This window comes from Rathayibacter festucae DSM 15932 (assembly GCF_004011135.1).
In the GTDB taxonomy this organism is placed as follows: Bacteria; Actinomycetota; Actinomycetes; order Actinomycetales; family Microbacteriaceae; genus Rathayibacter; species Rathayibacter festucae.
The window spans coordinates 1,345,316-1,365,099 of record NZ_CP028137.1 but is presented as its reverse complement, the minus strand read 5'-3'; the positions used below and the strand labels follow the sequence as shown (position 1 = coordinate 1,365,099).

Below are 19,784 nucleotides of genomic sequence, written 5' to 3'. Positions count from 1 at the left end.
GGTCGGGTCCTCGCGCCGGCCTGCGACCGCTCAGGGCCGCTTCGGCGCAGCGGCTCCCGTCGAACCCCGGACGACCAAGGTGGTCGTCAGCGACGGCCGGCCCTCGCTCATGGCCTCGCCGGCGAGGCCCGCGAGCAGGTCGGCCACGGCGCGCCGACCCGCTTCGACCAGCTGCGCGCGCACGGTCGTCAGCGGCGGCGAGATCAGCTCGCTGCCGAAGATGTCGTCGAAACCGGCGACGCTGAGCTCCTCCGGCACGCGGATCCCCTGTCCCGCCGCCGCCTGCATCAGTCCGAGGGCGAGGAGGTCGTTGAAGGCGATGACCGCCGTCGGCCGAGCGGCGAGGACCCGCCTCAAGGCGTCCTTCCCGCCGTCGATCGTCGGCGCGTTCGGCCCGATCTCGACCAGGGCGAAGCCGAGACGGTCCGCGTCCTCGAGCATGCGCTCGAACCGCCGGTCGCTGATCCACGAGGTGTCCGGGCCCGAGAGGTAGACGATCGATCGGTGCTCGAGCGCGGCCAGGTGCTCGAGGAGCTCCCCGACTCCGCTCTCGACGTCGGGAAGGATGCTCGGCACCCCCGGGACGGCGCGGTTGATCAGGATGACCGGCTTGCGCTCGGCGATGCTGACGATCCGCTCGTCGGAGAGGCGGGTCGTGGCCAGCACGATGCCGTCGACGGTCGGGATCAGCCGCTCGATGGCCTCGGCCTCCGCCTCGCCGGACTCCTGCGATTCGGCGATGACGAGCGTGTAGCCCGCCGCACTGGCGGCGTGCTCGGCGCCGCGGACGATGCCGAAGACGACGGGGTTGGTGATGTCGGCGACGACCAGGGCGAGCGTGTGGCTCCGCCCGGACAGCAGGGCGCGAGCCATCGGGTTGAAGCGGAAGTTGAGCTGATCCGCCGCCGCGCGGACGCGCGCCTCGGTCTTCGCGCTGATCCGCCCCGGCTTCGACAGAGCGCGCGAGACGGTGGAGGGGGCGACGCCGGCCAGCTCCGCGATGTCGTAGATCGTCGCCGCGCCCCCGCGCCGGTGCAGGCGGGCCGCCAGCTCGGCGGGGATCTCGGACGCGATCCCGTCAGGCATCGGTGGACCGGCGGAGGGGTGCGGCGAGGGGCATGGAGCGATCATCCCTGCTGACCGTGCGCGACGCCAACCCGCCGCGCATGGCGGCGGCGGCACCACACCCCGTGACGCTCATCGGGTCGCCTCCGCGAAGACCTGTCCGCGGATCTCGTCGAGCACCCGCGCGACGGAGAGGGTCGCCGCGGCGTCGTGCTCGGGATGCTCGAGGAGACCCGCCGAGACCGTCGCCGCCACCGATCGGATCATCGGCACGTAGCCGTTGCCCTCTCTGGGTCGCCGGAGCGGGATCGGCTCGCCGAAGAGCGCTCCCTGCGAGCCCGCGTGCACGCGGGCGACGTCGCCCGCCCAGAACATGGCCGGTATCTCGATCCAGCCGGCGGTGCCGCTGATCGAGGCGGACGGGTCGAGGAACTCGAGGACGGAGCAGGCCAGCTGGGAGGAGCCGCCGTCGCGGTGTCGCAGCGCGATCTGCGCTGCGACGTCGACGCCGTCGCGCACGTCCCCGGTCGCCGCGACCGAGACGACCGGGCCGAGCAGCCACTCGGCGAGGGTCACCGGGTAGATGCCCTGGTCGAGGACGGTGCTGCCGCCGAGATCGGCCTGCCAGCGGCTGCCGCCGGCGGGGAACGGCATGCCGAAGGCGCCGCGGACGTAGCCGGGCGTTCCGAGGACGCCGTCGCGCACCTGGCGCACGACCTCGAGGTGGAGGGGATTGAACTTCATCCACATCGCCTCCATGACGAAGCGGTCGTTCTCCGAGGCGATCTCGAAGAGCCGGGCGGAGTCGGCGGCGCTGGTCGTCATCGGCTTCTCGACGAGGACGTGCTTGCCCGCCTCGAGTGCGCGGGTGGCGAGCTCGAGGTGGGTGGCCGGCGGCGTGGCGACGGAGACGATGTCGATCGCGGGATCGCCGAGCAGGGCGTCCAGTTCCGTTGTGGAGTGCGGGACGCCGTGCGCGGCGGCGAAGGCCTCGACCGTCTCGGTGCGCCTCCCCCACACCGCGCCGACGACTCCGCCGGCCGCGCGGATGTCGGGGACGAAGGACTCCGAGATGCGACCGGTGCCGAGAACGCCCCACCGCAGCGGCGGTGCGTCCGTGCTCGCCTCGCTACTCATCGCTGGACGGCTTCGCGCCGTCGAGTCCGCGCCAGCGCTTGCGCAGCGCCCAGGCGGCGGCCTTGGGCTTGCGGTCGCGGGAGAAGACGCCCTTCTTGTTGCCGTCGACCCGGTGCAGGCCGTTGTCGGTGGCGAAGTCGGCGAAGTTCCAGACCTGCTCGCCGACGAACTGCGGGAAGCGGTCGAAGACGCGGTGGTTGGCGTCGAGGTAGGCGATCTGGTACTCCTCGGTCCAGACGCGGTCCTCCCAGACGGAGTGCAGGCCCGGCTCGGTGTCGGCGCCGTACTCGCTCATCATGATCGGCTTGTCGATGCGGTCGATCCAGCCCTGGATGTCGCCGTGCAGGTAGGCCTGGGCGACGTCGAGCTCGCCGCCGGCGATGTACCAGCCGTAGTAGCGGTTGAGGCTGATCACGTCGAAGAGGTCGATGATCCGGTCGTTCTGGAAGGTCGCGAACATCACCAGGGAGTAGGTGAGCGGGCGGGTCGGATCGAGCTCGCGGGCGAGCTTCACGAGCGGCTCGAAGTACTCGCGGGCGCCCTCCTCGTTCGAGGCCGGCTCGTTGGCGATGCTCCACATCACCACGGAGGGGTGGTTGCGGTCGCGGACGAACAGCTCGCGGAGGTGCTGCGCGTGCGCCGCCTGCGTGTTGTCGTTGGCGAACTGCTCCGAGAAGGTCGGGAACGGCGGCGTGCCGCTCATCCCGCCGACGACGCCCATGTTCAGGCCGACGGCGGCGGTCTCGTCGATCACGACGATGCCGTGGCGGTCGGCGAACTCGAGGACCTCCTCGGCGTAGGGGTAGTGCGAGGTGCGGAACGAGTTGGCGCCGATCCACTCGAGCAGCTGGAAGTCGTGCACGAGGTAGGCGTCGTCGTGGCCCTTGCCGCGGATCGGGGTGTCCTCGTGCTTGCCGAAGCCGGTGAAGTAGAAGGGCTCGCCGTTGAGGAGGAACTCGTGTCCGCGCACCTCGACGGTGCGCACGCCGACGGCGAGCGGGTAGCTGTCGACGACCTCGTCGCCGTCGAGCAGCTCGACGGTCAGCTGGTAGAGGTAGGCGGCACCGGGCTTCCAGAGCACGACGTCGGCGATCTCGAGGACGCCCTGCGCGCCCTCCCCCTTGGCGACGACGGTGCCGTCGGCGTCCTCGAGGCGCACCCGGACATCGGCAGTGCCGGTCGACTCGACGCGGTAGTCGACGGAGCCGGTCGTGCCCTCGAAGTCGGTGACCACGACCACGTCGTCGATGCGGTGCTTCGGCCGGCTGTGCAGCCAGACCGAGCGCGCGAGTCCCGCGTAGTTGAAGAAGTCGTGGAAGTAGGTCTGCTTGCGCTTGCCGGTCGCGGTCACGTCGATCCGGCCGGGCGGGATGGTCTCGTTGGTGAGGTCGCCGCTCACCGCGACGGTGAGGCGGAACTCCCCGCCGGCGGTGACACGGTCGGTGATGTCGACGTCGAAGGGCGTGTAGCCGCCGACGTGCTCGCCGGCGAGCTCGTCGTCGACGTAGACCTTCGCGGCGTGGGTCGCCGCGTCGAAGCGGAGCAGGATGTCGTCCTCGCCCCAGCCGCGCGGAACCCGCACGGTGCGCTGGTAGTAGACCCAGCCGACGTGCTTGCGGATCTCGGGGTCGGTGAAGAGGTCGTTGTAGGAGGCGGGGACGGCCGCCTCAAGCGGGGTGCGCAGCGTCGAGGTCCACGGCGACTCGTCGACGCGGGAGTCGAGCGCGAAGCGCCAGACGCCGTCGAGGGTGACGAGCTCTCGGGTGGGAGTGGGACGGGGCTTGAGCATGCTTGCCTCTCTTCGGGTCGGCACGGAGCCGACGCGGTTCAGTGTGGTCGAGGTGTCGGAGGGATAGCGGAGCGATCCGGACGTGTCAGGGGGTCGGACGGCGGACGGTCACTCCGATGAGAGCCCCGCCGAGCAGCGCGAGTGCTGCCGCCGTGAGGTAGAGGGCGGTGAAGTTCTCGCCACCGCCACCGCCACCGAGGGCGAGCACGAGCGGCGCGGCCAGCGGGGAGATCACTCCCGGGATCTTCTGCGCGAAGAGGGTGATCGCGGTGTAGCGACCCGCCTGCGTCTCCCGGTGCGGGAGGACGTCGAGCGAGAGCGCCTGCCCGACAGCGGAGAACAGCGCGATGCCGAGGGAGGAGAGCAGCGAGCCGATCAGGAGCGCCGGGAGGGCGCCGGCCGTGGCGGAGACGATCGAGCCGGCGGCGAACAGGACGGCGCCGGCCGCGACGAACGGCCGCCGGACTCCGATGCGGTCGCTGAGCCAGCCGCCGCCGAGGGAGCCGGCCAGGGCCGTGCCGATGCTCAGCGCCGAGGTGAGCGCGAGCACCCCCGCGACGTCCGGCACCGCGAGGTTGAGACGCTGGGCGAAGAAGAAGACAGTGAAGCTGGTGGTGAGGCTCAGCCCGAGGAAGAAGACGAAGCGGCCGATCCAGTTCCCGGTGAAGTCGGGGAACGCCCGTGGGTCGAAGGCGTAGCTGCCGAGGATCCGGCGGAAGGTCATCCGGTCGGCGGGCGCCGGTCCCCGGCTGTCGGGGTCGGCGGCGAGCAGTGCGAACGCGCCGGCGAGCAGCAGGCCGACGGCGGCCGGGATGGCGAAGACCAGCAGTGTCTCGGAGCGGACGGTCCCGACGAGCAGGATGCCGAGGACCGGCGAGATCTGCATGGTGAGGCCGGTGAGTCCGGAGACGGTGCCCCGCTGCTGCGGCGGCAGCCGGTCGGCCTGCCAGTTGCCGATCGAGGCGCCCGCCGTGTTCCAGCCGACCGTCGACAGGATCCACCCCAGCGCGAGGACCGGGACGGTCGGCGCCGTCACGAGCACCGGGACCGCCGCGACGCCGAGGGCGAGGCCGGCGACGGTGAACGGCCGGCGCCGCCCCCAGCGCGACCGGGTGCGATCGCTGAGCACGCCGGTGAGCGGCGCGACGACCAGCGTCGCCGCGGAGCCGACGCCGAGGAGCACCCCGAGCAGGTCGGGGCGGCCGGGGGCGAGCTCCTCGAGCCGCACCGCGAGCGAGTAGGCCATCGGCACGATCATCGCCATGCCGGAGCCGAACGTCGCCGCGACCAGTAGCGCGATCGAGAGCCGCCCGAGTGGCCGCTGCTCGGCGCCGACGCCGGTCTGCGACACCGGCGTCGCGGTGCTCCCCCTCATACGGCCCGGCCCTTCACGCGGCCGAGAGCGTGAACCGGGTCACCAGCGCATCGGCGCCCAGCGCCTCGACGCCGATCACCCGACCGGTGAAGCCGCCGGCGACCTCGGTCGAGAGGTACCGGCCGTCGAAGGACGCGAGCTCGACGAACCCCTCCGGGCCCTCGGCGCCGAGCACGATCCGGTCCGGACCCTGCCGCTGGCCGGGCTGCCCGCCGAAGGGATCCGCGCGGGCGACCAGGCGCGCCTGCGCACCGAGGTCCTCGCGCTCCTCCAGGACCTGGTCGAGCGGCCCGACGACGAGACGCGCGCGGACGACGCCGCCGACGCGCTCCACCATCGCCTGGTGCTCGTCGTCGATCCGGACCGTGAGGGAGAGGTCGCCCTCGCCCTCGACGGTGGCGGTCCAGGTCTGCTCGGTCGCGCGCACCGCGAGCAGCCGCTCGGCGGCCGGGGACTGCGGTGCACGGCCGGCCAGGAGCCGGAGGCCCTCGGCCGACGTCGACGCGAACGATGCGGGCACCGCGCCCGGCGCGATCCAGCGCGGATGCAGCGATGGACCGTTGAAGCGCTCGTCGAGGTCGGGGGTGGCGGCGGCCGGGGCGAACCGGTCCTCGACGACAACGGGCCAGTCGTCGACCCAGTCGATGCCGGAGAGGAAGGTCTCGCGGCCGTTGGTGTGCCACTTCGGGAAGGACCCGCGCGGGCGGGTGCCGAGGTGCACGATCGCCCAGCCGCCGTCGGCGAGCTCGACGAGGTCGGCGTGACCGGTCGACTGCACCGGATCGGTCGTGCTGCGGTGGCTGAGGATCGGATTCGCCGGGTTCGACTCGTACGGACCGTCGGGAGCGTCCGCCCGCGCGATCGTCACCATGTGGCCGTGCGCCGTTCCGCCCTCGGCGACCACGAGGTACCAGCGGCCGCCGCGGGAGAAGACGTGCGGCCCCTCGGCGTGCGCGCCGCCGGTGCCGCGCCAGATCTCCGTCGGCTCGGAGAGCACCTCCCCGGTGAAGGGATCGACGACCGCCTGGGAGATGCCGCCGTTCACGACGTCGGACCAGGTCAGCCGGCAGACGCCGTCCTCGCCCCAGGAGAGGTCGGGATCGATGCCGAGCAGTCCGGTCGTGCGGACGGGCTCGCTCCACGGGCCGGCCGGGTCCTCGGCGTGCACGATCAGGTGCCCGTCGCGGATCTCGTGCAGGTTCGTGGTGACCATCCAGAAGCGGCCGTCGTGGTGGCGCAGGGTGGGGGCGTAGATCCCGCCGCTCGCGTTCTCGATGCCGGTGCGCACGTCGAGCTGCGAGGGCCGGTCCAGGACGCTGCCGAGCTGCTTCCAACTCGCGAGGTCGGTGCTCGTGAAGATCGGGACGCCGGGGAAGTACTCGAAGCTCGAGGTGATCAGGAAATACTGCTCCCCCATCCGGCAGATCGACGGGTCCGGGTGGAAGCCGGGCAGGGCGAGCGCGGTCATGAGGCCTCCTTCAGTGTGATGCGGCGCTGCTCGCGGCGCGCGCTCTGGCGGCGCGGGTCGGCGACCGGGGCTGCCAACAGGAGCCGCCGGGTGTACGGGTGCGACGGGGTCAGCGTGACCGTGGGCGCGTCGCCGGTCTCGACCAGGTCGCCGCGGTAGAGGACCGCGACCCGATGGCTGATGTGCCGGATGACCGAGAGATCGTGCGAGACGAAGAGGTAGGCGACGCCGGTCGCGCGCTGGATCTCGACGAACAGCTCCATCACCCGCGCCTGCGTGGAGAGGTCGAGCGCCGAGACGGGCTCGTCGCAGACGATCAGGCGCGGACCGGGGGCCAGCGCGCGGGCGATGGCGACGCGCTGGCGCTGCCCGCCGGAGAACTCGCGCGGCAGGCGCTCGAGGGCGTCGGACGGCAGCTGGACCTGGTCGAGCAGCGTGCGCACCCGGGCCCGGGCGTCCTTGGGGCTCGAGCCCTGGACCACGAGCGGCTCGGCGAGGATCTCGCCGATCGTCATCGACGGGTTCAGCGAGGTGTACGGGTCCTGGAAGACGACCTGGATCTGGTCGGCGATCGCGCGACGGGCGGCGCCGCGCAGACCGCCGATCTCCTGGCCGTCGAAGCGGATGGTTCCGGCGGAGGGCCGGACGAGACCGAGGACGGCGCGGCCGATCGTGGTCTTGCCCGAGCCGGACTCGCCGACGAGGCCGACGGTCTCGCCCGCTGCGACGTCGAGGTCGATGCCGTGCAGCACCTCGACGGGCTTCGCGCGGAAGCCGCGGCCGGGGAAGGCGACGCGCAGGTCGCGGATCTCGAGCAGGCTCACGCCGCACCTCCGGTGGTCGTCGCCGTCACCGGCGGGTCGGTTCTGACCGTCTCCTCGTCGAGGATCGAGTCGAGCAGCATCGCGGTGTAGGGATGCTCGGGAGCGTCGAAGACGGCCTCGACCTCGCCCTGCTCGACGATCTCGCCCCGGCGCATCACGGCGATGCGGTTGCAGACGTCGGCGACGACGCCGAAGTTGTGGGTCACCAGCAGCACGGCCATGTCGAGCTCGTCCTGCAGATCGCGCAGCAGGTCGAGGATCTCGGCCTGCACCGTCACGTCGAGCGCGGTCGTGGGCTCGTCGGCGATCAGCAGCTTCGGGCGGCTGACCACGGCGCCGGCGATGAGGACGCGCTGCGCCATCCCGCCGGAGATCTGGTGCGGGTAGGAGCGGAAGGTGCTCTCCGGGTCGGCGATGCCCACCCGGGCGAGCAGCGCGAGGATGCGCGACCGGGCCTCCTTCTTCGAGATCCCGAGCGCGGCGCGCGCGCCCTCGACGAGCTGCGCGCCGACGGTGAAGGAGGGGTCGAGGTTCGACATCGGCTCCTGCGGGATGTAGGAGATCGCCTTGCCGCGGAAGGGGCGCATCTGCGCGTCGGAGAGCCCGATCAGCTCGGTGCCGTCGAAGAGGATGGAGCCGCGGACGACCACCGCCTCGTTCGGCAGGACGCCGAGCGTCGCGAACGCGGTCTGCGACTTGCCGGAGCCGGACTCGCCGACGAGCCCCATCACCTCGCCGCGGGCGACGGTGAGCGAGACGCCGTGGACCACCTCGTTGAGGGTGCCGTCGGGGCTCGGGTAGGCGATCACCAGGTCGCGGATGTCGAGCAGGGAGCGGGCGGCCCGCTCGCGGTCCACGGCCTCGTCGGCGACGACCCGCTGCCCTCCGCCGATCTTCGCGGGCGTGGGCTTCGAGCCCTCGAGCGCGTCGCGGAGCGAGTTGCCGAGCAGGACGAGCGACGCGGTGATGATCCCGAGGCCGATGCTGGGCCAGAGGAACTGCGTCGGCGCGATGTAGAGGTTGCGGAAGCCCGACGCGATCATGGCGCCGTAGCTGGGGACCTCGAGGGAGCCGACGCCGAGGAAGGCCAGGCCGGACTGCACGGCGATGGCCGAGCCGAAGAGGAAGGCGGCGGCGATGATGATCGGCCCGCGGACGACGGAGAGCACGTGCCGGCCGAGGATGCGGAGGTTCCCGAGCCCCGAGACGCGCGCGGCGTCGACGTAGAGCTCGTTCTTCACCCCGAGGACCAGATTCCGCACGATGCGGTAGATGCCCGGGGAGAGCAGGACGCCGAAGATGAGCATGGTGGCGCGGTAGTCGCCGCCGGTCACCGGCATCAGGATGATCAGCAGCAGCAGGCCGGGGAAGGTCATGATCAGGCTGAAGACCCACTCGGTGGTCGCCTGCGTCACGCGGCCGAAGTAGCCGCCGATCAAGCCGGCCACGACGCCGATCACGAGGGCGACCCCGGCGCCGATCAGTCCGGCGATGACCGCGGTCTGGGTCGAGAGGATCATCCGGCTCAGGATGTCGCGGCCGGACTCGTCGGCACCGAACGGGTAGCCCGGGGTCCCGGCGGGCGAGTTGATCGCGGAGAGGCTCGAGTCGTTCGCGCCCATCGGCGCGAGCAGCGGCGCGAGGACGCCGACGAGGAGGACGAGGAGCAGGAGCACGGAGGTGATCAGCGCCTGCGGGTCCTTCAGCAGACGCCGCCAGAGCGGCGTCCGCGCGGCGCGGACCTCGGCCGCGATGGTCTGCAGCCCCTCGGTGCTCGGGATCGCGATCCCGCGGGTGAGCGGAGCCGCGTCGGCGTGGCCGGCACCCGCGGCCTGCGAGGTGGGGGTGGACTGCACCGGAGGGGCGGTCTGCTCGTCGGCCCGGCCGTTCGTGCGGGCGCTGTCGTCGGACGGGGTCATCGGACTCTCGCTTTCGGGTTGAGCCAGCCGTTGGCCAGGTCGGTGACGAGGTTGACCACGATGACCAGGGCGACGCCGAACGCCGCGATGCCCAGGACGACCGGGATGTCGCCCTGCAGGGACGCGTTGAACGCATAGCTGCCGTAGCCGGGGAGGGCGAAGACGTTCTCGATGATCAGGGCGGCGCCGAACATCTGGATGAACTCGAGGGACAGCACGGTCAGGGCCGGGCTGCCCGCGTTGCGCAGGGCGTGCTTGAGGACGATCGCGCGGGTCGGCACACCGCGGGTGCGCAGGGTGCGGACGTAGTCGCGGCGGAGCTCGTCGATCATCCGGCCGCGGACCTGAGCGGCGAGACCGGCGATGCCGCCGATCATCAGCACGATGACGGGGATGACGATGCTGCGCGCCCAGCCGGCCGGGCTCTCCGCGAACGGAGTGAAGCCGGTGGCGGGAAGCCACTTCAGCTGCACGGCGAAGACCACGACCAGACCGATCGCGAGCAGGAGACCGGGAACGAGGTAGCCGACGAGCGAGACGCCCTGCGCGATCTTGTCGACGACGCCGCCGCGGGAGGCGGCCCAGACGCCGAGCGCGGTGGCGATGACCGCGGTGAGGATCAGCGCCGGGACGATGATCGACAGCGTCACGGCCAGCCGCTGCAGAACGGACGGACCGACCGGCAGCGAGGTGTAGACCGAGATGCCGAGGTCGCCGCGCAGCAGGTGCAGCAGCCAGTCGACGTACTGGACGAGGACCGGACGGTCCCAGCCCTTCGAGGCCATCAGCCCGGCGACGTTCTCGGGCGTCGCGGATGAGCCGAGGATCGTGCTCGCGACGTCGCGGAAGGACGTGCTGAGCAGGAGGAAGGTGATGAAGGTGACCAGGAGGGCGAGGACGACGCCCGCCCCGAGGCGCTTCGCGATGTAGAGGATCATCTGATTCCCATCCGGCGGGGGCGGCCGTCACCGGCCGCCCCCGCGTGGCGGTCAGCCTTCGTAGGCGAAGGTGCGGACAGTGGCGGGCGCGCCGCCGTAGTTGACGATGCTGATGCCGTCCGCGGTGGCCCACTTGCCGCCGATGAACAGGATCGGCGCCTCCCAGGCCTGCTCGACCGCGTAGGCGTTGAGCTCCTGGTAGGTGGGAACGGCGGCCTCGAAGTCGACGGTGGAGTTCAGGGTGGCGAACAGGCCGTCGAGGGTCGGGTCGGTGAAGTGCTGCGGGTTGCGGTCGCCGTCGACGCCGTAGTGCGTGAAGGCGTCGGCGGGGTCGGAGTTGAAGCCGGTGATCTGGAAGTTCAGCCCGAACTCGCCGGACTGCAGCGCCGACTGCGCCTGCTGCGGCGGGACGGCGACCCACTCCAGACCCAGCCCGATGTCGGTGAACGCCTGCGAGAGCGTCGACTCGATCGTGGTGGTGAGGAAGGTGCTCGGGATCTTGAAGGTGGTGCCGGTGTAGCCGGCCTCCTCGACGAGCGCCTTGCCCTTCTCGGGGTCGTAGGCGTAGGTGTCGTCCAGCGACTCGTCGTAGACCTCGCCGGCCGGGTTGAAGATCTGCTCGGTCGGCTGGCCGACTCCGCTGTAGATGCCCTTGACGATGCCCTCGCGGTCGAGCGCGTAGTTGATGGCCTGGCGCACGCGGACGTCGCCGAGGGCCGGGTTCGTGGTGCCGGCGCGGTCGAGGATGCCGATGTAGCCGACCGCCTGGACGTTCGTGTCGGTGACGGTGAAACGGCTGGCGTCGAGCTGCGAGGAGACCTGCGACTGCACGGTCCCCGCGTTGATCTCGCCGGCCTGGAGGGCGTTGAACGCGGCGGTCGGGTCCTGGAGCACGCGGACCGTCACCGAGGGGAACGGGTAGGCGTCGGCGTTCCAGTAGTCGTCGCGCTTCTTGAGGACGTAGGAGGTGCCGGGCACCGACGCCGCGGTGTCGAGCGTGTAGGGCCCCGAGCCGACCGGGTCGGTGGCGGTCGAGGGGTCGTCGAGGGTCTCGGCGTCCCCGACGGCGCCGGCGCCGAGGGCGAGGAGCCAGACGAACTGCGGATCGTACGCGGTGAAGGAGACCTTCACGGTGAGGTCGTCCTCGGCGGCGATGTCGGAGACGAGGCCGTATCGCGGCTGCACGATGCCGGGGGTGTTCTTGCTGCGGAGCATGGTCGAGGCGACGGACTCGGCGGTCACGGGGTCGCCGTTGCTGAAGGTCATTCCCTCGCGGAGCTTCAGGGTGAGCTCCGTGCCGTCCTCGTTGTACTCCCAGCTCTCCGCCGCGTTGGGGACGAGCTCGCCGGTCGCGCTGTCGCGGGCGAGGAGCGTGTCGAGAACCGAGCCCCAAACCAGCATCTGCTGACCGTCGACCAGCTGAGCCGGGTCGAGGGAGTTCGGCGCCGAGACGGCGGCGACCTTGAGGTCGGGGGCGGCGACGGCCCCTCCCCCGGTGGCGGGCTCGGCGGCGTCGCTCGTGCAGCCGGTGAGGACCAGGGTGCTCGCGGCCAGAAGCGCGAGGGCGGCGGCGCCTCGGCGGCGGGGCAGGGGGATCGGCATGGTGTTCATACTCCTTTGGATGAGCGGGGCGGAGACCGATTGCGCGGGAAGCGAGTTCGGCGGCCGTGCGGCTAGTAAAGCAGGGGTGATCCGATTTGACAATCGATTGCCAGATCGGGCGGGAAGTGTGGTCGATTCGTTACTCGGCGAGGGCCGAGGCGGCGCGCTCGACGCGCTCGAGGACCTCGCCGTCGAGGAGCGCGGGCGAGGAGCCGCGGACGAGGTCGTGTGCGGTGAGGTCCGCCGGGCTCGCGCCGACGAGACCGCGGCGCAGGGCGGCCAGGCACGCTCCGAGCGCGGCGGTGCTCCCCTCGGCCCGGCCACCGGCGGCGAGCACGAGCTCGGCGACCGGCACGATCCGCAGCCGGAGCTTGGTCTCGGTGTCCTGCCCGATCTGCTGCAGCCGGTGCTCGATGCGGGGGTTCGCGAAGCGCTCGAGGAGTGCCTCGCGGTACTCCGGGATCCCGAGGCCGGCGGGGAGCACGGTGGCCGCGTCGTCCCAGAGGGCATCGACCGCGGCGCGGCAGACCGGGTCGGCGACGGCAGTGGCGACTGTCTCGTGACCGCGCAGTCGTCCGAGCGCGGCGAGCAGGGTGTGCGCGCCGTTCAGGAGCCGGAGCTTGCGCGACTCCCACGGGTCGAGGTCGTCGACGAAGCGCGCGCCGGCGCTCTCCCAGGCCGGCCGGCCGGCCGGGAAGCGGCCGCTCAGCACCCAGTCGCGGAACGGCTCGGCGACCACCGGGGCCTCGTCCCCGTAGCGGGCGCGGAGCGCGGCGTCCTCCTCGGCGGAGATCCGGGGGGTGATGCGGTCGATCGAGGTGGAGACGAAGGAGGCGTTCTCGTCGAGCCAGCCGCCGAGCTCCGGAGCGATCCCCTCGATCCAGGCTGCGACGCCGCGGGCGAGGCGGCCGCCGTTGTCGGGGAGATTGTCGCAGGAGACGATCGCGATCGGCCCGCTCTCCGCTCGGCGGCGGGACTCGAGCCCCAGCAGCAGGCGACCGAGGGCGGTCTCCGGTGCCGCGTCCTGCGGGCTGAGCCGGCCGGCGGCGACGGCGGTGAGCTCCTCGCGATCGCGGCGGACGAGCGGATCCTCGAGATCCGGCCCGCCGTCCGCGCCGAGCCGGTAGCCGATCTCGGTGATGGTCAGCGTGACGACGGCGGTGCTCTCGGCGGAGAGATCGCGCAGCAGGCTCGGCAGGTCGTCGCCGGCGTGCGCGCGGGCGACGCTGCCGATCACCTCGGCCCGGTCGCCGTCCTCCGCGCGCTCGACGAGCGTGTAGAGCCCGTCCTGCCGGGTGAGCCGGTCGGCGAGATCGCGGCTGCGACCGGTGTAGGCGGCGATCCCCCAGTCGGCGCCGTCCGCGCAGGCCTCGGTGTACCAGGCGGTGTGCGAGCGGCTGAAGGCGCCGAGGCCGAGGTGGACGATGCGAACGGGAGGCGCGGGAACGGCGCGGGCGAGGCGAGTGACAGGGGTGGTCGTGGTGCTCACAGCTTGAAGACCCTTCTGGGCTGGTCCCCGACGCCGTCGAGGAGGACGCGCTCGGCGGCGCGGGTGGTCAGGCGGCCCTCAGCGACCAGCCGCGCGAGGAAGGCGGCGTCGGCGCGTCGCGCGGTGTCGTGCCGGGCGGGGATGGAGAGGAAGGCGCGGGTGTCGTCGATGAAGCCCGATCCGCGCGAGAAGCCGGCGGTCTCGGTCACCGCCGACCGGAACCGGCCGATCGCGTCGGGCGCGTCGAGGAACCACCACGGGGCGCCGATGTAGACCGACGGGTAGAAGCCCGCCAGCGGAGCGATCTCGCGCGAGTAGACGGTCTCGTCGACCGCGAAGAGCACGAGGTGGAAGTCGCGCTCGAGGCCGAAGCGCTCGAGCAACGGCCGCAGGCCGCGCACGTAGTCGGTCGCGACGGGGAGGTCGTGCCCGGTGTCCGGGCCGAAACGGCGCCGGGTCGCGCTGCTGTGATTGCGCAGCACCCCGGCGTGCACGGTCATCACGAGCCCGTCCTCGACGCTCATCCGGGCCATCTGCAGCAGCATGTGGGCGCGGAAGAGCGCTCGCTCCTCCCCCGAGGCGGTGCCGGCCACGACGGAGGCGAACAGCGACTGCGCCTCGACCGCGTCGAGGTCGACGGTGAGCGGCTGCTCGACGCCGTGGTCGGCCGAGACGGCGCCGTGGGCGAGGAAGTGGGCGCGCCGCTCCTCGAGGGCGCCGAGGTAGCCGGCGAAGGTCGTCGGCCTGCCGGTGCTGCCGAGCAGCGCCTCGACGTCCTCGCGGAAGCACTCGGCGTCGGGGTCGAGGTAGCGGTCGGGCCGGAAGGTCGGCAGCACCCGCCCCGGGAGGGTGCCGGCGAGGGCGGCGTGCGCGGCGAGATCGTCGAGCGGATCGTCCGTGGTCGCGAGGACCTCGATGCCGAAGCGCTCGAAGAGCGCGCGGGGCCGGAAGTCCGGGGCGGCCAGGCGCTCGGTGATCGCGTCGTAGAGGCGGTCGGCCGACCCGGCGTCGAGCTCGGCGTCCACGCCGAGCACCTGCGACAGCTCCTCCTCGAGCCAGTAGCCGGAGGCGGTGCCGGCGAAGAGGTGCCAGTGCGCCCCGAGGATCCGCCAGACCTCTCGGGGATCCACCCGGTGCCCGCCGAGGCCGAGCGCCGCGTAGTCGACGCCGGCCGCGTGCAGGAGGCGGGTCACGTAGTGGTCCTTGGCGACCAGCAGGGCCACCGGGTCCTCGAAGGCGAGGTCGTCGCGGAGCAGCTCCACGGGGACGTGTCCGTGCGGAGAGAGGATCGGCGCCTGCGCGACCGCCTCGTAGAGACCGCGGGCGATCTCGCGGGTCCGCGGATCGGCCGGAAGCAGCCGGTCGGGGTCACGACGATGGGGGGAGAGCATGTCGACAGTCTGAGCAGATGGCAATCGCTTGTCAACCTTGCACAGCCAGTTAGCGTGAGTGATCTGCCTCTCTGCGCTTCGGAGGCGTGGAACCGCTTGCCAAATCACCGACGCGTCTGTTTCACTGGCCGTGCCCGCGCCGTCGCCGCACCGCCTGCGACGCGCTCCCCGCGGGCCCGACCGGAGAGACCGCCGCATGCGCATCGACAGAGCCGACGTCATCGTCACCAGTCCCGACCGCAACTTCGTCACCCTGAAGCTGACCACCGACGACGGCCTGACCGGCCTCGGCGATGCCACGCTCAACGGACGCGAGCTCGCCGTCGTCGCCTATCTGCGCGAGCACGTGGTGCCGCTGCTGATCGGCCGCGACGCGTCGACCATCGAGGACACCTGGCAGTTCCTCTACCGCTCCGCCTACTGGCGCCGCGGCCCGGTGACGATGGCCGCGATCGCCGCCGTGGACATGGCCCTCTGGGACATCAAGGGCAAGGCCGCCGGCATGCCGGTCTACCAGCTCCTCGGCGGCGCCTCCCGCACCGGGCTGATGGCCTACGGGCACGCCTCGGGCAAGACGAACAGCGAGCTGTTCGACAGCATCCGCTCGCACCAGGAGCAGGGCTACCGCTCGATCCGCGTGCAGACGGCCGTCCCGGGGCTGAAGTCGATCTACGGCATCGCCTCGAACATCACCGCCGAGGCGAACAAGGGCGTCCGCTACGACCACGAGCCCGCCCAGCGCGGCGGCCTGCCGGCCGAGGAGGACTGGGACACCCGCTCCTACCTGCGCCACCTGCCCACCGTGTTCGAGGCGGTGCGCAACGAGTTCGGCCCCGAGCTGCCGCTGCTGCATGACGGCCACCACCGGATGACGCCGATCCAGGCCGCGAAGCTCGGCAAGTCGCTCGAGCCGTACGACCTGTTCTGGCTCGAGGACTGCACGCCGGCCGAGAACCAGGAGGCGCTGCGCCTGGTCCGCCAGCACACCACCACGCCGCTCGCGATCGGCGAGATCTTCAACACCGTCTGGGACTTCAAGGACCTCATCCGCGAGCAGCTCATCGACTACGTCCGCGGAGCCGTCACGCACATGGGCGGCATCACCGCGCTGAAGAAGACCCTCGAGTACGCGGCGCAGTACCAGATCAAGTCCGGCATGCACGGCCCGACCGACATCTCGCCGGTCGGCATGGCCGCCGCGATGCACCTGGGCCTGGCGATCCACAACTTCGGCATCCAGGAGTACATGCAGCACGGCGCGAAGACGAACGCCACGTTCCGGCAGTCCTTCACCTGGACGGACGGCTTCCTGCACCCGGGCGACGAGCCCGGCCTCGGCGTCGAGCTCGACGTCGACGAGGCGGGCAAGTACCCCTACGTGCAGGCCTACCTCCCCTACAACCGCCTCGCCGACGGCACCGTCCACGACTGGTGACCGTCGTCCCCTCGACCGTCTTCCCCTCGATCAGAGAAGAGCACACCGTGAGCACGACAGCCCCCGTCACCGCCGGCAGCACGATCGGCGAATGGCTCGACCACCCGAAGGGCGGGCCGCTCGTGCGCGCCCTGCTCGAGCAGAGCGGCACGCAGGAGGAGATGCTCGCGCCGCTGCGCGGCCTCCCCCTCCAGCAGCTCGTCGCCGTCAGCAACGGGCGCATGCCGCAGTCGGTGATCGACGAGCTGGTGCTCGCCGCGAACGACGGAGTCCTCCCCGCCGACGCCGAGCCCTCCGGCTGGGCCGAGCAGGTGACGCCCGGACGCTTCGCCGGCCGCACGGTCGTCGTGACCGGCGCCGCCTCCGGCATCGGCCGCGCCACCGCCTCCCGGATCGCCCGCGAGGGCGGCCGCGTCATCGCCGTCGACGTCTCGGCGGAGCGCCTGGACGAGCTGGTGGCGAGCCACTCCGGTCTCGGGGTGGTCGCGGTGCGCGCCGACATCACGGCGCAGGCGGACGTCAACGCCATCGTCGCCGCGGCGGACGGCCGGATCGACGCCCTCGCGAACGTCGCGGGCATCAACGACGACTTCTCCCCCGCGCACGAGACCAGCGACGCCGTCTGGGACCGCGTCATCGGGATCAACCTGACCGGACCGTTCAAGGTGCTCCGCGCGGTGCTGCCGACGATGCTCGCCGCCGGCCGGGGCTCGGTGGTCAACGTCGCCAGCGAGGCGGCGCTCCGCGGGAACAGCTCCGGCAACGCCTACACGGTCTCCAAGCACGGCGTCCTCGGCCTGACCCGCTCGGCGGCCTTCATGTACGGCCCGCAGGGGATCCGGGTGAACGCGGTCGCTCCCGGCGGAGTCGCCACCGGCATCCCGATGCCCCCGACGATGTCCGAGCAGGGCTCGGCCCGCCTGCAGCCGTTCCAGGCGATGATCCCGACGATCGCGACCGCGGAGCAGCTCGCCGCCTCGATCTGCTTCCTGCTCTCGGACGACGGCGTGAACATCAACGGCGCCGTCCTCGCCTCCGACGGCGGCTGGTCCGTCCAATGAGCGCCGATCGTCCCTTCCCCAGGATCGAGCGCCGCGGCTCCGGCTCGCGGCTGATCGTCGACGGCGAGCCGTTCCTCGCGCTCGGCGGCGAGCTGCACAACTCGAGCCCGTCCAGCCCCGCGTATCTCGCTCCGGTCTGGGACCGCCTCGATGCCGCCGGTGTGCGCTCCGTCATCGGCGCGGCGAGCTGGCAGCTCGTCGAGCCGGAGGAGGGGGCCTACGACTTCATCGCCGTCGATGATCAGATCGCCCAGGCGCGGAAGCGCGGCATCCGGCTGATCCTGATCTGGTTCGGCTCCTACAAGAACGCCGAATCGTCCTACGCGCCCAGCTGGGTGCGCCGCGACGAGGAGCGCTTCCCGCGGGCCGAGCGCGACGAGGACAACCTGCTGACCGGCCGCTTCAGCCTCGACGGGCCGATCCTCAGCGTCTTCGGCGAGGAGCTGCTCCGCGCCGACGCCCGGGCCTTCGCGGCGCTGATGGCGCACCTGCGCGAGGTCGATCGCGACCACACCGTCATCGCTGTGCAGGTGCAGAACGAAGTCGGCCTCCTCGGCGACAGCCGGGATCGCAGTCCTCTCGCCGAGGCGGCCTGGTCCGCTCCGGTGCCCCGGGCACTTCTCGACGGACTCGCCGAGCGAGGCGACATGCTGCAGCCCTGGCTTCGCGAGCTGTGGCGGTCGCACGGGGCGCGCTCCGTCGGCAGCTGGGCGGAGGTCTTCGGCAGCGGCCGGGAGGCCGACGAGGTCTTCATGGCCTGGGCCTTCAGCCGGTTCGTGAACCACGTGGCGGCGGCCGGCGAGCGCGAGTACCCGCTGCCGCTGTTCACCAATGCCTGGCTCGGGCCGCAGCCGAACGCGGCACTGCCCGGGCAGTACCCCAGCGGCGGACCGGTGGCCCGGATGATCGATGTCTGGCAGATCGGTGCACCGGCCCTCGCGCTGCTCGCGCCGGACATCTACATCGAGGACTTCGGAGGCGCGGTCGCCTCGTTCGACGTCGTCGGCAACGCGATCCTCGTGCCGGAGGCGCGCCCTGAGCCGGGACTGGCGAGCGTGGCTGTCGGCGCCCACGGGGCGCTCGGCTTCCACGTCTTCGGGATCGAGGACGTGCTCGACCGCGAGGAGCTCTTCCGGGAGTTCGAGGTCCTGCAGTCGCTGTCGTCCGTGATCACCGACGCCCAGATCGACGGTCGGATCCACGGCTTCCGGCTCGCCACCGGTGCGAGCGGGACGGTCGAGCTGGGCGGCTACTCCGTCACCGCCTCCGGCCCGCTCGACACCCGCGGCATGTTCGGCGAGGGCACGGGCGACACCGCCGCGGTCGTCACCGGCTACGGCGTCGTGATCCACCTCGGCGGGGACGCGTTCCTCGTCGCCGCTCGCGGTGCCTCCGTCCGCTTCGCCCGCTCCGGCGAGCTCGTCGAGTGGGACACGCTGACCGAGGGGACCGTCGTCGACGGGCAGTGGCGGCCCGGCCGCACGCTGAACGGGGACGAGCGCTACTTCATGTTCCCGGCCCACGACCTCCGGGTCGTGCGGATCGAGCTCCTCCGTCGTCCGATCAGGGTGAGGCGATGAGCCGCAGGAACACGTCGAGCAGCGGCAGCGCGCGGCGATCGGGGTCGAGCAGCGACTGGATGCGCAGCCCGTCGATCATCGCCAGGACGAGCGTGATCTTCTCGTCGGCGGTGACCTCCTCGCCGTCCTGCGCCGCCGCGAGCCGGGTGGTGGAGAAGTAGCCGCGCACCCGGTCGCGCCGCTGCACGAAGAAGTCGTGCGCGGGGTGACCGGGGTCGGTCGCGGCGATGGTGATCGCGAGCCAGTTGCGCTGCTGCTCGGGGTGGGCGAACTCCTCGGCGAAGACGCTCGAGAGCACCTGCTCCGGCGAGTGCTCGGAGGCGAGGATCCGCTCGGCGAGCGCGATATCGTCGGCGTCGCGCTGCCGGAGGGCCTCGAGCAGCAGCTCGTCCTTGGTGGCGAAGTGGCGGAGCAGAGCGGCGTGGGTGAGATTCGCGCGGGAGGCGATGTCGCGCAGCGAGGCCCGCTCGAAGCCGTGCTCGGCGAAGCTCGCGGACGCGGCGCGGACGATCTCCGCCCTCCGCGCCGGGGTGGACGCATAGGGCCCTCGACGGCCGCGGGTCGGCGCGTCCGTCTGCTCGGTCTCGGTCGTCACGGGCTCCTCCTCCGTCGCGGGGAGTTCACTCCCGCTGTCGCTTGTCAAAGCTAACCACACTGGTTACAGTTCGAAAGGTGACCACGGTGGTCACCATTCACCGGAGCATCGACGCT

At 71.9% G+C, this 19,784-nt stretch carries 15 protein-coding genes; 3 read left to right on the top strand and 12 right to left on the bottom strand.

Translation table 11 applies throughout. The features are described from left to right. Positions 1-30 precede the first annotated feature (30 nt). The 11 genes from C1I64_RS06410 to uxaC all read right to left on the bottom strand — a co-directional run bounded on the left by C1I64_RS06410 (position 31) and on the right by uxaC (position 14,997). Positions 31-1,086 (bottom strand): LacI family DNA-binding transcriptional regulator, encoded by a 1,056-nt coding sequence (locus C1I64_RS06410; RefSeq protein WP_164874461.1) that lies wholly within the window; start codon positions 1,084-1,086, stop codon positions 31-33. A gap of 111 nt (positions 1,087-1,197) precedes the next feature. Further along, complete coding sequence (locus C1I64_RS06405) at positions 1,198-2,202, bottom strand: Gfo/Idh/MocA family protein (RefSeq protein ID WP_127886609.1); 1,005 nt, start codon at positions 2,200-2,202, stop codon at positions 1,198-1,200. Beyond that, positions 2,195-3,991 carry a beta-glucuronidase gene (uidA, locus tag C1I64_RS06400; protein ID WP_127886608.1) on the bottom strand — a complete coding sequence of 599 codons (1,797 nt, stop codon included), beginning with the start codon at positions 3,989-3,991 and terminating at the stop codon, positions 2,195-2,197. The genes C1I64_RS06405 and uidA overlap by 8 nt, the downstream gene beginning before the upstream one ends. Before the next feature lie 85 nt (positions 3,992-4,076). Then, positions 4,077-5,366 carry an MFS transporter gene (locus C1I64_RS06395; RefSeq protein ID WP_127886607.1) on the bottom strand — a complete coding sequence of 430 codons (1,290 nt, stop codon included), beginning with the start codon at positions 5,364-5,366 and terminating at the stop codon, positions 4,077-4,079. 13 nt (positions 5,367-5,379) lie between these two features. Then, the gene (locus C1I64_RS06390) at positions 5,380-6,834 is read right to left on the bottom strand and encodes a glycoside hydrolase family 43 protein (RefSeq protein WP_127886606.1); all 1,455 of its coding nucleotides are present in this window, start codon (positions 6,832-6,834) and stop codon (positions 5,380-5,382) included. Beyond that, positions 6,831-7,658, bottom strand: a complete 828-nt coding sequence (locus C1I64_RS06385) for an ATP-binding cassette domain-containing protein (RefSeq protein WP_167306140.1) — start codon at positions 7,656-7,658, stop codon at positions 6,831-6,833. The genes C1I64_RS06390 and C1I64_RS06385 overlap by 4 nt, the downstream gene beginning before the upstream one ends. Further along, the gene (locus C1I64_RS06380; protein ID WP_127886605.1) at positions 7,655-9,577 is read right to left on the bottom strand and encodes a dipeptide/oligopeptide/nickel ABC transporter permease/ATP-binding protein; all 1,923 of its coding nucleotides are present in this window, start codon (positions 9,575-9,577) and stop codon (positions 7,655-7,657) included. The genes C1I64_RS06385 and C1I64_RS06380 overlap by 4 nt, the downstream gene beginning before the upstream one ends. Continuing rightward, complete coding sequence (locus tag C1I64_RS06375; protein WP_127886604.1) at positions 9,574-10,515, bottom strand: ABC transporter permease; 942 nt, start codon at positions 10,513-10,515, stop codon at positions 9,574-9,576. The genes C1I64_RS06380 and C1I64_RS06375 overlap by 4 nt, the downstream gene beginning before the upstream one ends. A 51-nt stretch (positions 10,516-10,566) precedes the next feature. Beyond that, entirely contained in the window at positions 10,567-12,117 is a 1,551-nt protein-coding gene (locus C1I64_RS19985) for an ABC transporter substrate-binding protein (protein ID WP_164874460.1), read from the bottom strand. Positions 12,118-12,256: 139 nt separating this feature from the next. Beyond that, positions 12,257-13,606, bottom strand: coding sequence for a mannitol dehydrogenase family protein (locus C1I64_RS06365; RefSeq protein ID WP_127886603.1), 1,350 nt, complete (start codon positions 13,604-13,606; stop codon positions 12,257-12,259). Next, positions 13,603-14,997, bottom strand: a complete 1,395-nt coding sequence (gene uxaC / locus C1I64_RS06360) for a glucuronate isomerase (protein WP_127886602.1) — start codon at positions 14,995-14,997, stop codon at positions 13,603-13,605. The genes C1I64_RS06365 and uxaC overlap by 4 nt, the downstream gene beginning before the upstream one ends. A 196-nt stretch (positions 14,998-15,193) precedes the next feature. Between uxaC and manD the strand changes: the two genes are divergently transcribed. The 3 genes from manD to C1I64_RS06345 are packed head-to-tail and all read left to right on the top strand — an operon-like array spanning position 15,194 to position 19,073. Next, the gene (gene manD / locus C1I64_RS06355) at positions 15,194-16,432 is read left to right on the top strand and encodes a D-mannonate dehydratase ManD (protein WP_127886601.1); all 1,239 of its coding nucleotides are present in this window, start codon (positions 15,194-15,196) and stop codon (positions 16,430-16,432) included. A 47-nt stretch (positions 16,433-16,479) separates the two neighbouring features. Further along, complete coding sequence (locus tag C1I64_RS06350) at positions 16,480-17,493, top strand: SDR family NAD(P)-dependent oxidoreductase (protein WP_127886600.1); 1,014 nt, start codon at positions 16,480-16,482, stop codon at positions 17,491-17,493. Next, positions 17,490-19,073 carry a GH35 family beta-galactosidase gene (locus C1I64_RS06345; protein ID WP_127886599.1) on the top strand — a complete coding sequence of 528 codons (1,584 nt, stop codon included), beginning with the start codon at positions 17,490-17,492 and terminating at the stop codon, positions 19,071-19,073. The genes C1I64_RS06350 and C1I64_RS06345 overlap by 4 nt, the downstream gene beginning before the upstream one ends. Here the strand turns inward: C1I64_RS06345 and C1I64_RS06340 are convergent. Beyond that, the gene (locus C1I64_RS06340) at positions 19,057-19,668 is read right to left on the bottom strand and encodes a TetR/AcrR family transcriptional regulator (protein ID WP_127886598.1); all 612 of its coding nucleotides are present in this window, start codon (positions 19,666-19,668) and stop codon (positions 19,057-19,059) included. The genes C1I64_RS06345 and C1I64_RS06340 overlap by 17 nt on opposite strands. Between the last annotated feature and the right edge of the window lie 116 nt (positions 19,669-19,784).

Coding starts and splice junctions, on each gene's coding strand:
- C1I64_RS06380 (WP_127886605.1), bottom strand. CDS start 9,577: ATGACCCCGTCCGACGACAGCGCCCGCACGAACGGCCGGGCCGACGAG.
- C1I64_RS06345 (WP_127886599.1), top strand. CDS start 17,490: ATGAGCGCCGATCGTCCCTTCCCCAGGATCGAGCGCCGCGGCTCCGGC.
- C1I64_RS06375 (WP_127886604.1), bottom strand. CDS start 10,515: ATGATCCTCTACATCGCGAAGCGCCTCGGGGCGGGCGTCGTCCTCGCC.
- uidA (WP_127886608.1), bottom strand. CDS start 3,991: ATGCTCAAGCCCCGTCCCACTCCCACCCGAGAGCTCGTCACCCTCGAC.
- C1I64_RS06390 (WP_127886606.1), bottom strand. CDS start 6,834: ATGACCGCGCTCGCCCTGCCCGGCTTCCACCCGGACCCGTCGATCTGC.
- uxaC (WP_127886602.1), bottom strand. CDS start 14,997: ATGCTCTCCCCCCATCGTCGTGACCCCGACCGGCTGCTTCCGGCCGAT.
- C1I64_RS06395 (WP_127886607.1), bottom strand. CDS start 5,366: ATGAGGGGGAGCACCGCGACGCCGGTGTCGCAGACCGGCGTCGGCGCC.
- C1I64_RS06405 (WP_127886609.1), bottom strand. CDS start 2,202: ATGAGTAGCGAGGCGAGCACGGACGCACCGCCGCTGCGGTGGGGCGTT.
- C1I64_RS19985 (WP_164874460.1), bottom strand. CDS start 12,117: ATGCCGATCCCCCTGCCCCGCCGCCGAGGCGCCGCCGCCCTCGCGCTT.
- manD (WP_127886601.1), top strand. CDS start 15,194: ATGCGCATCGACAGAGCCGACGTCATCGTCACCAGTCCCGACCGCAAC.
- C1I64_RS06410 (WP_164874461.1), bottom strand. CDS start 1,086: ATGCCTGACGGGATCGCGTCCGAGATCCCCGCCGAGCTGGCGGCCCGC.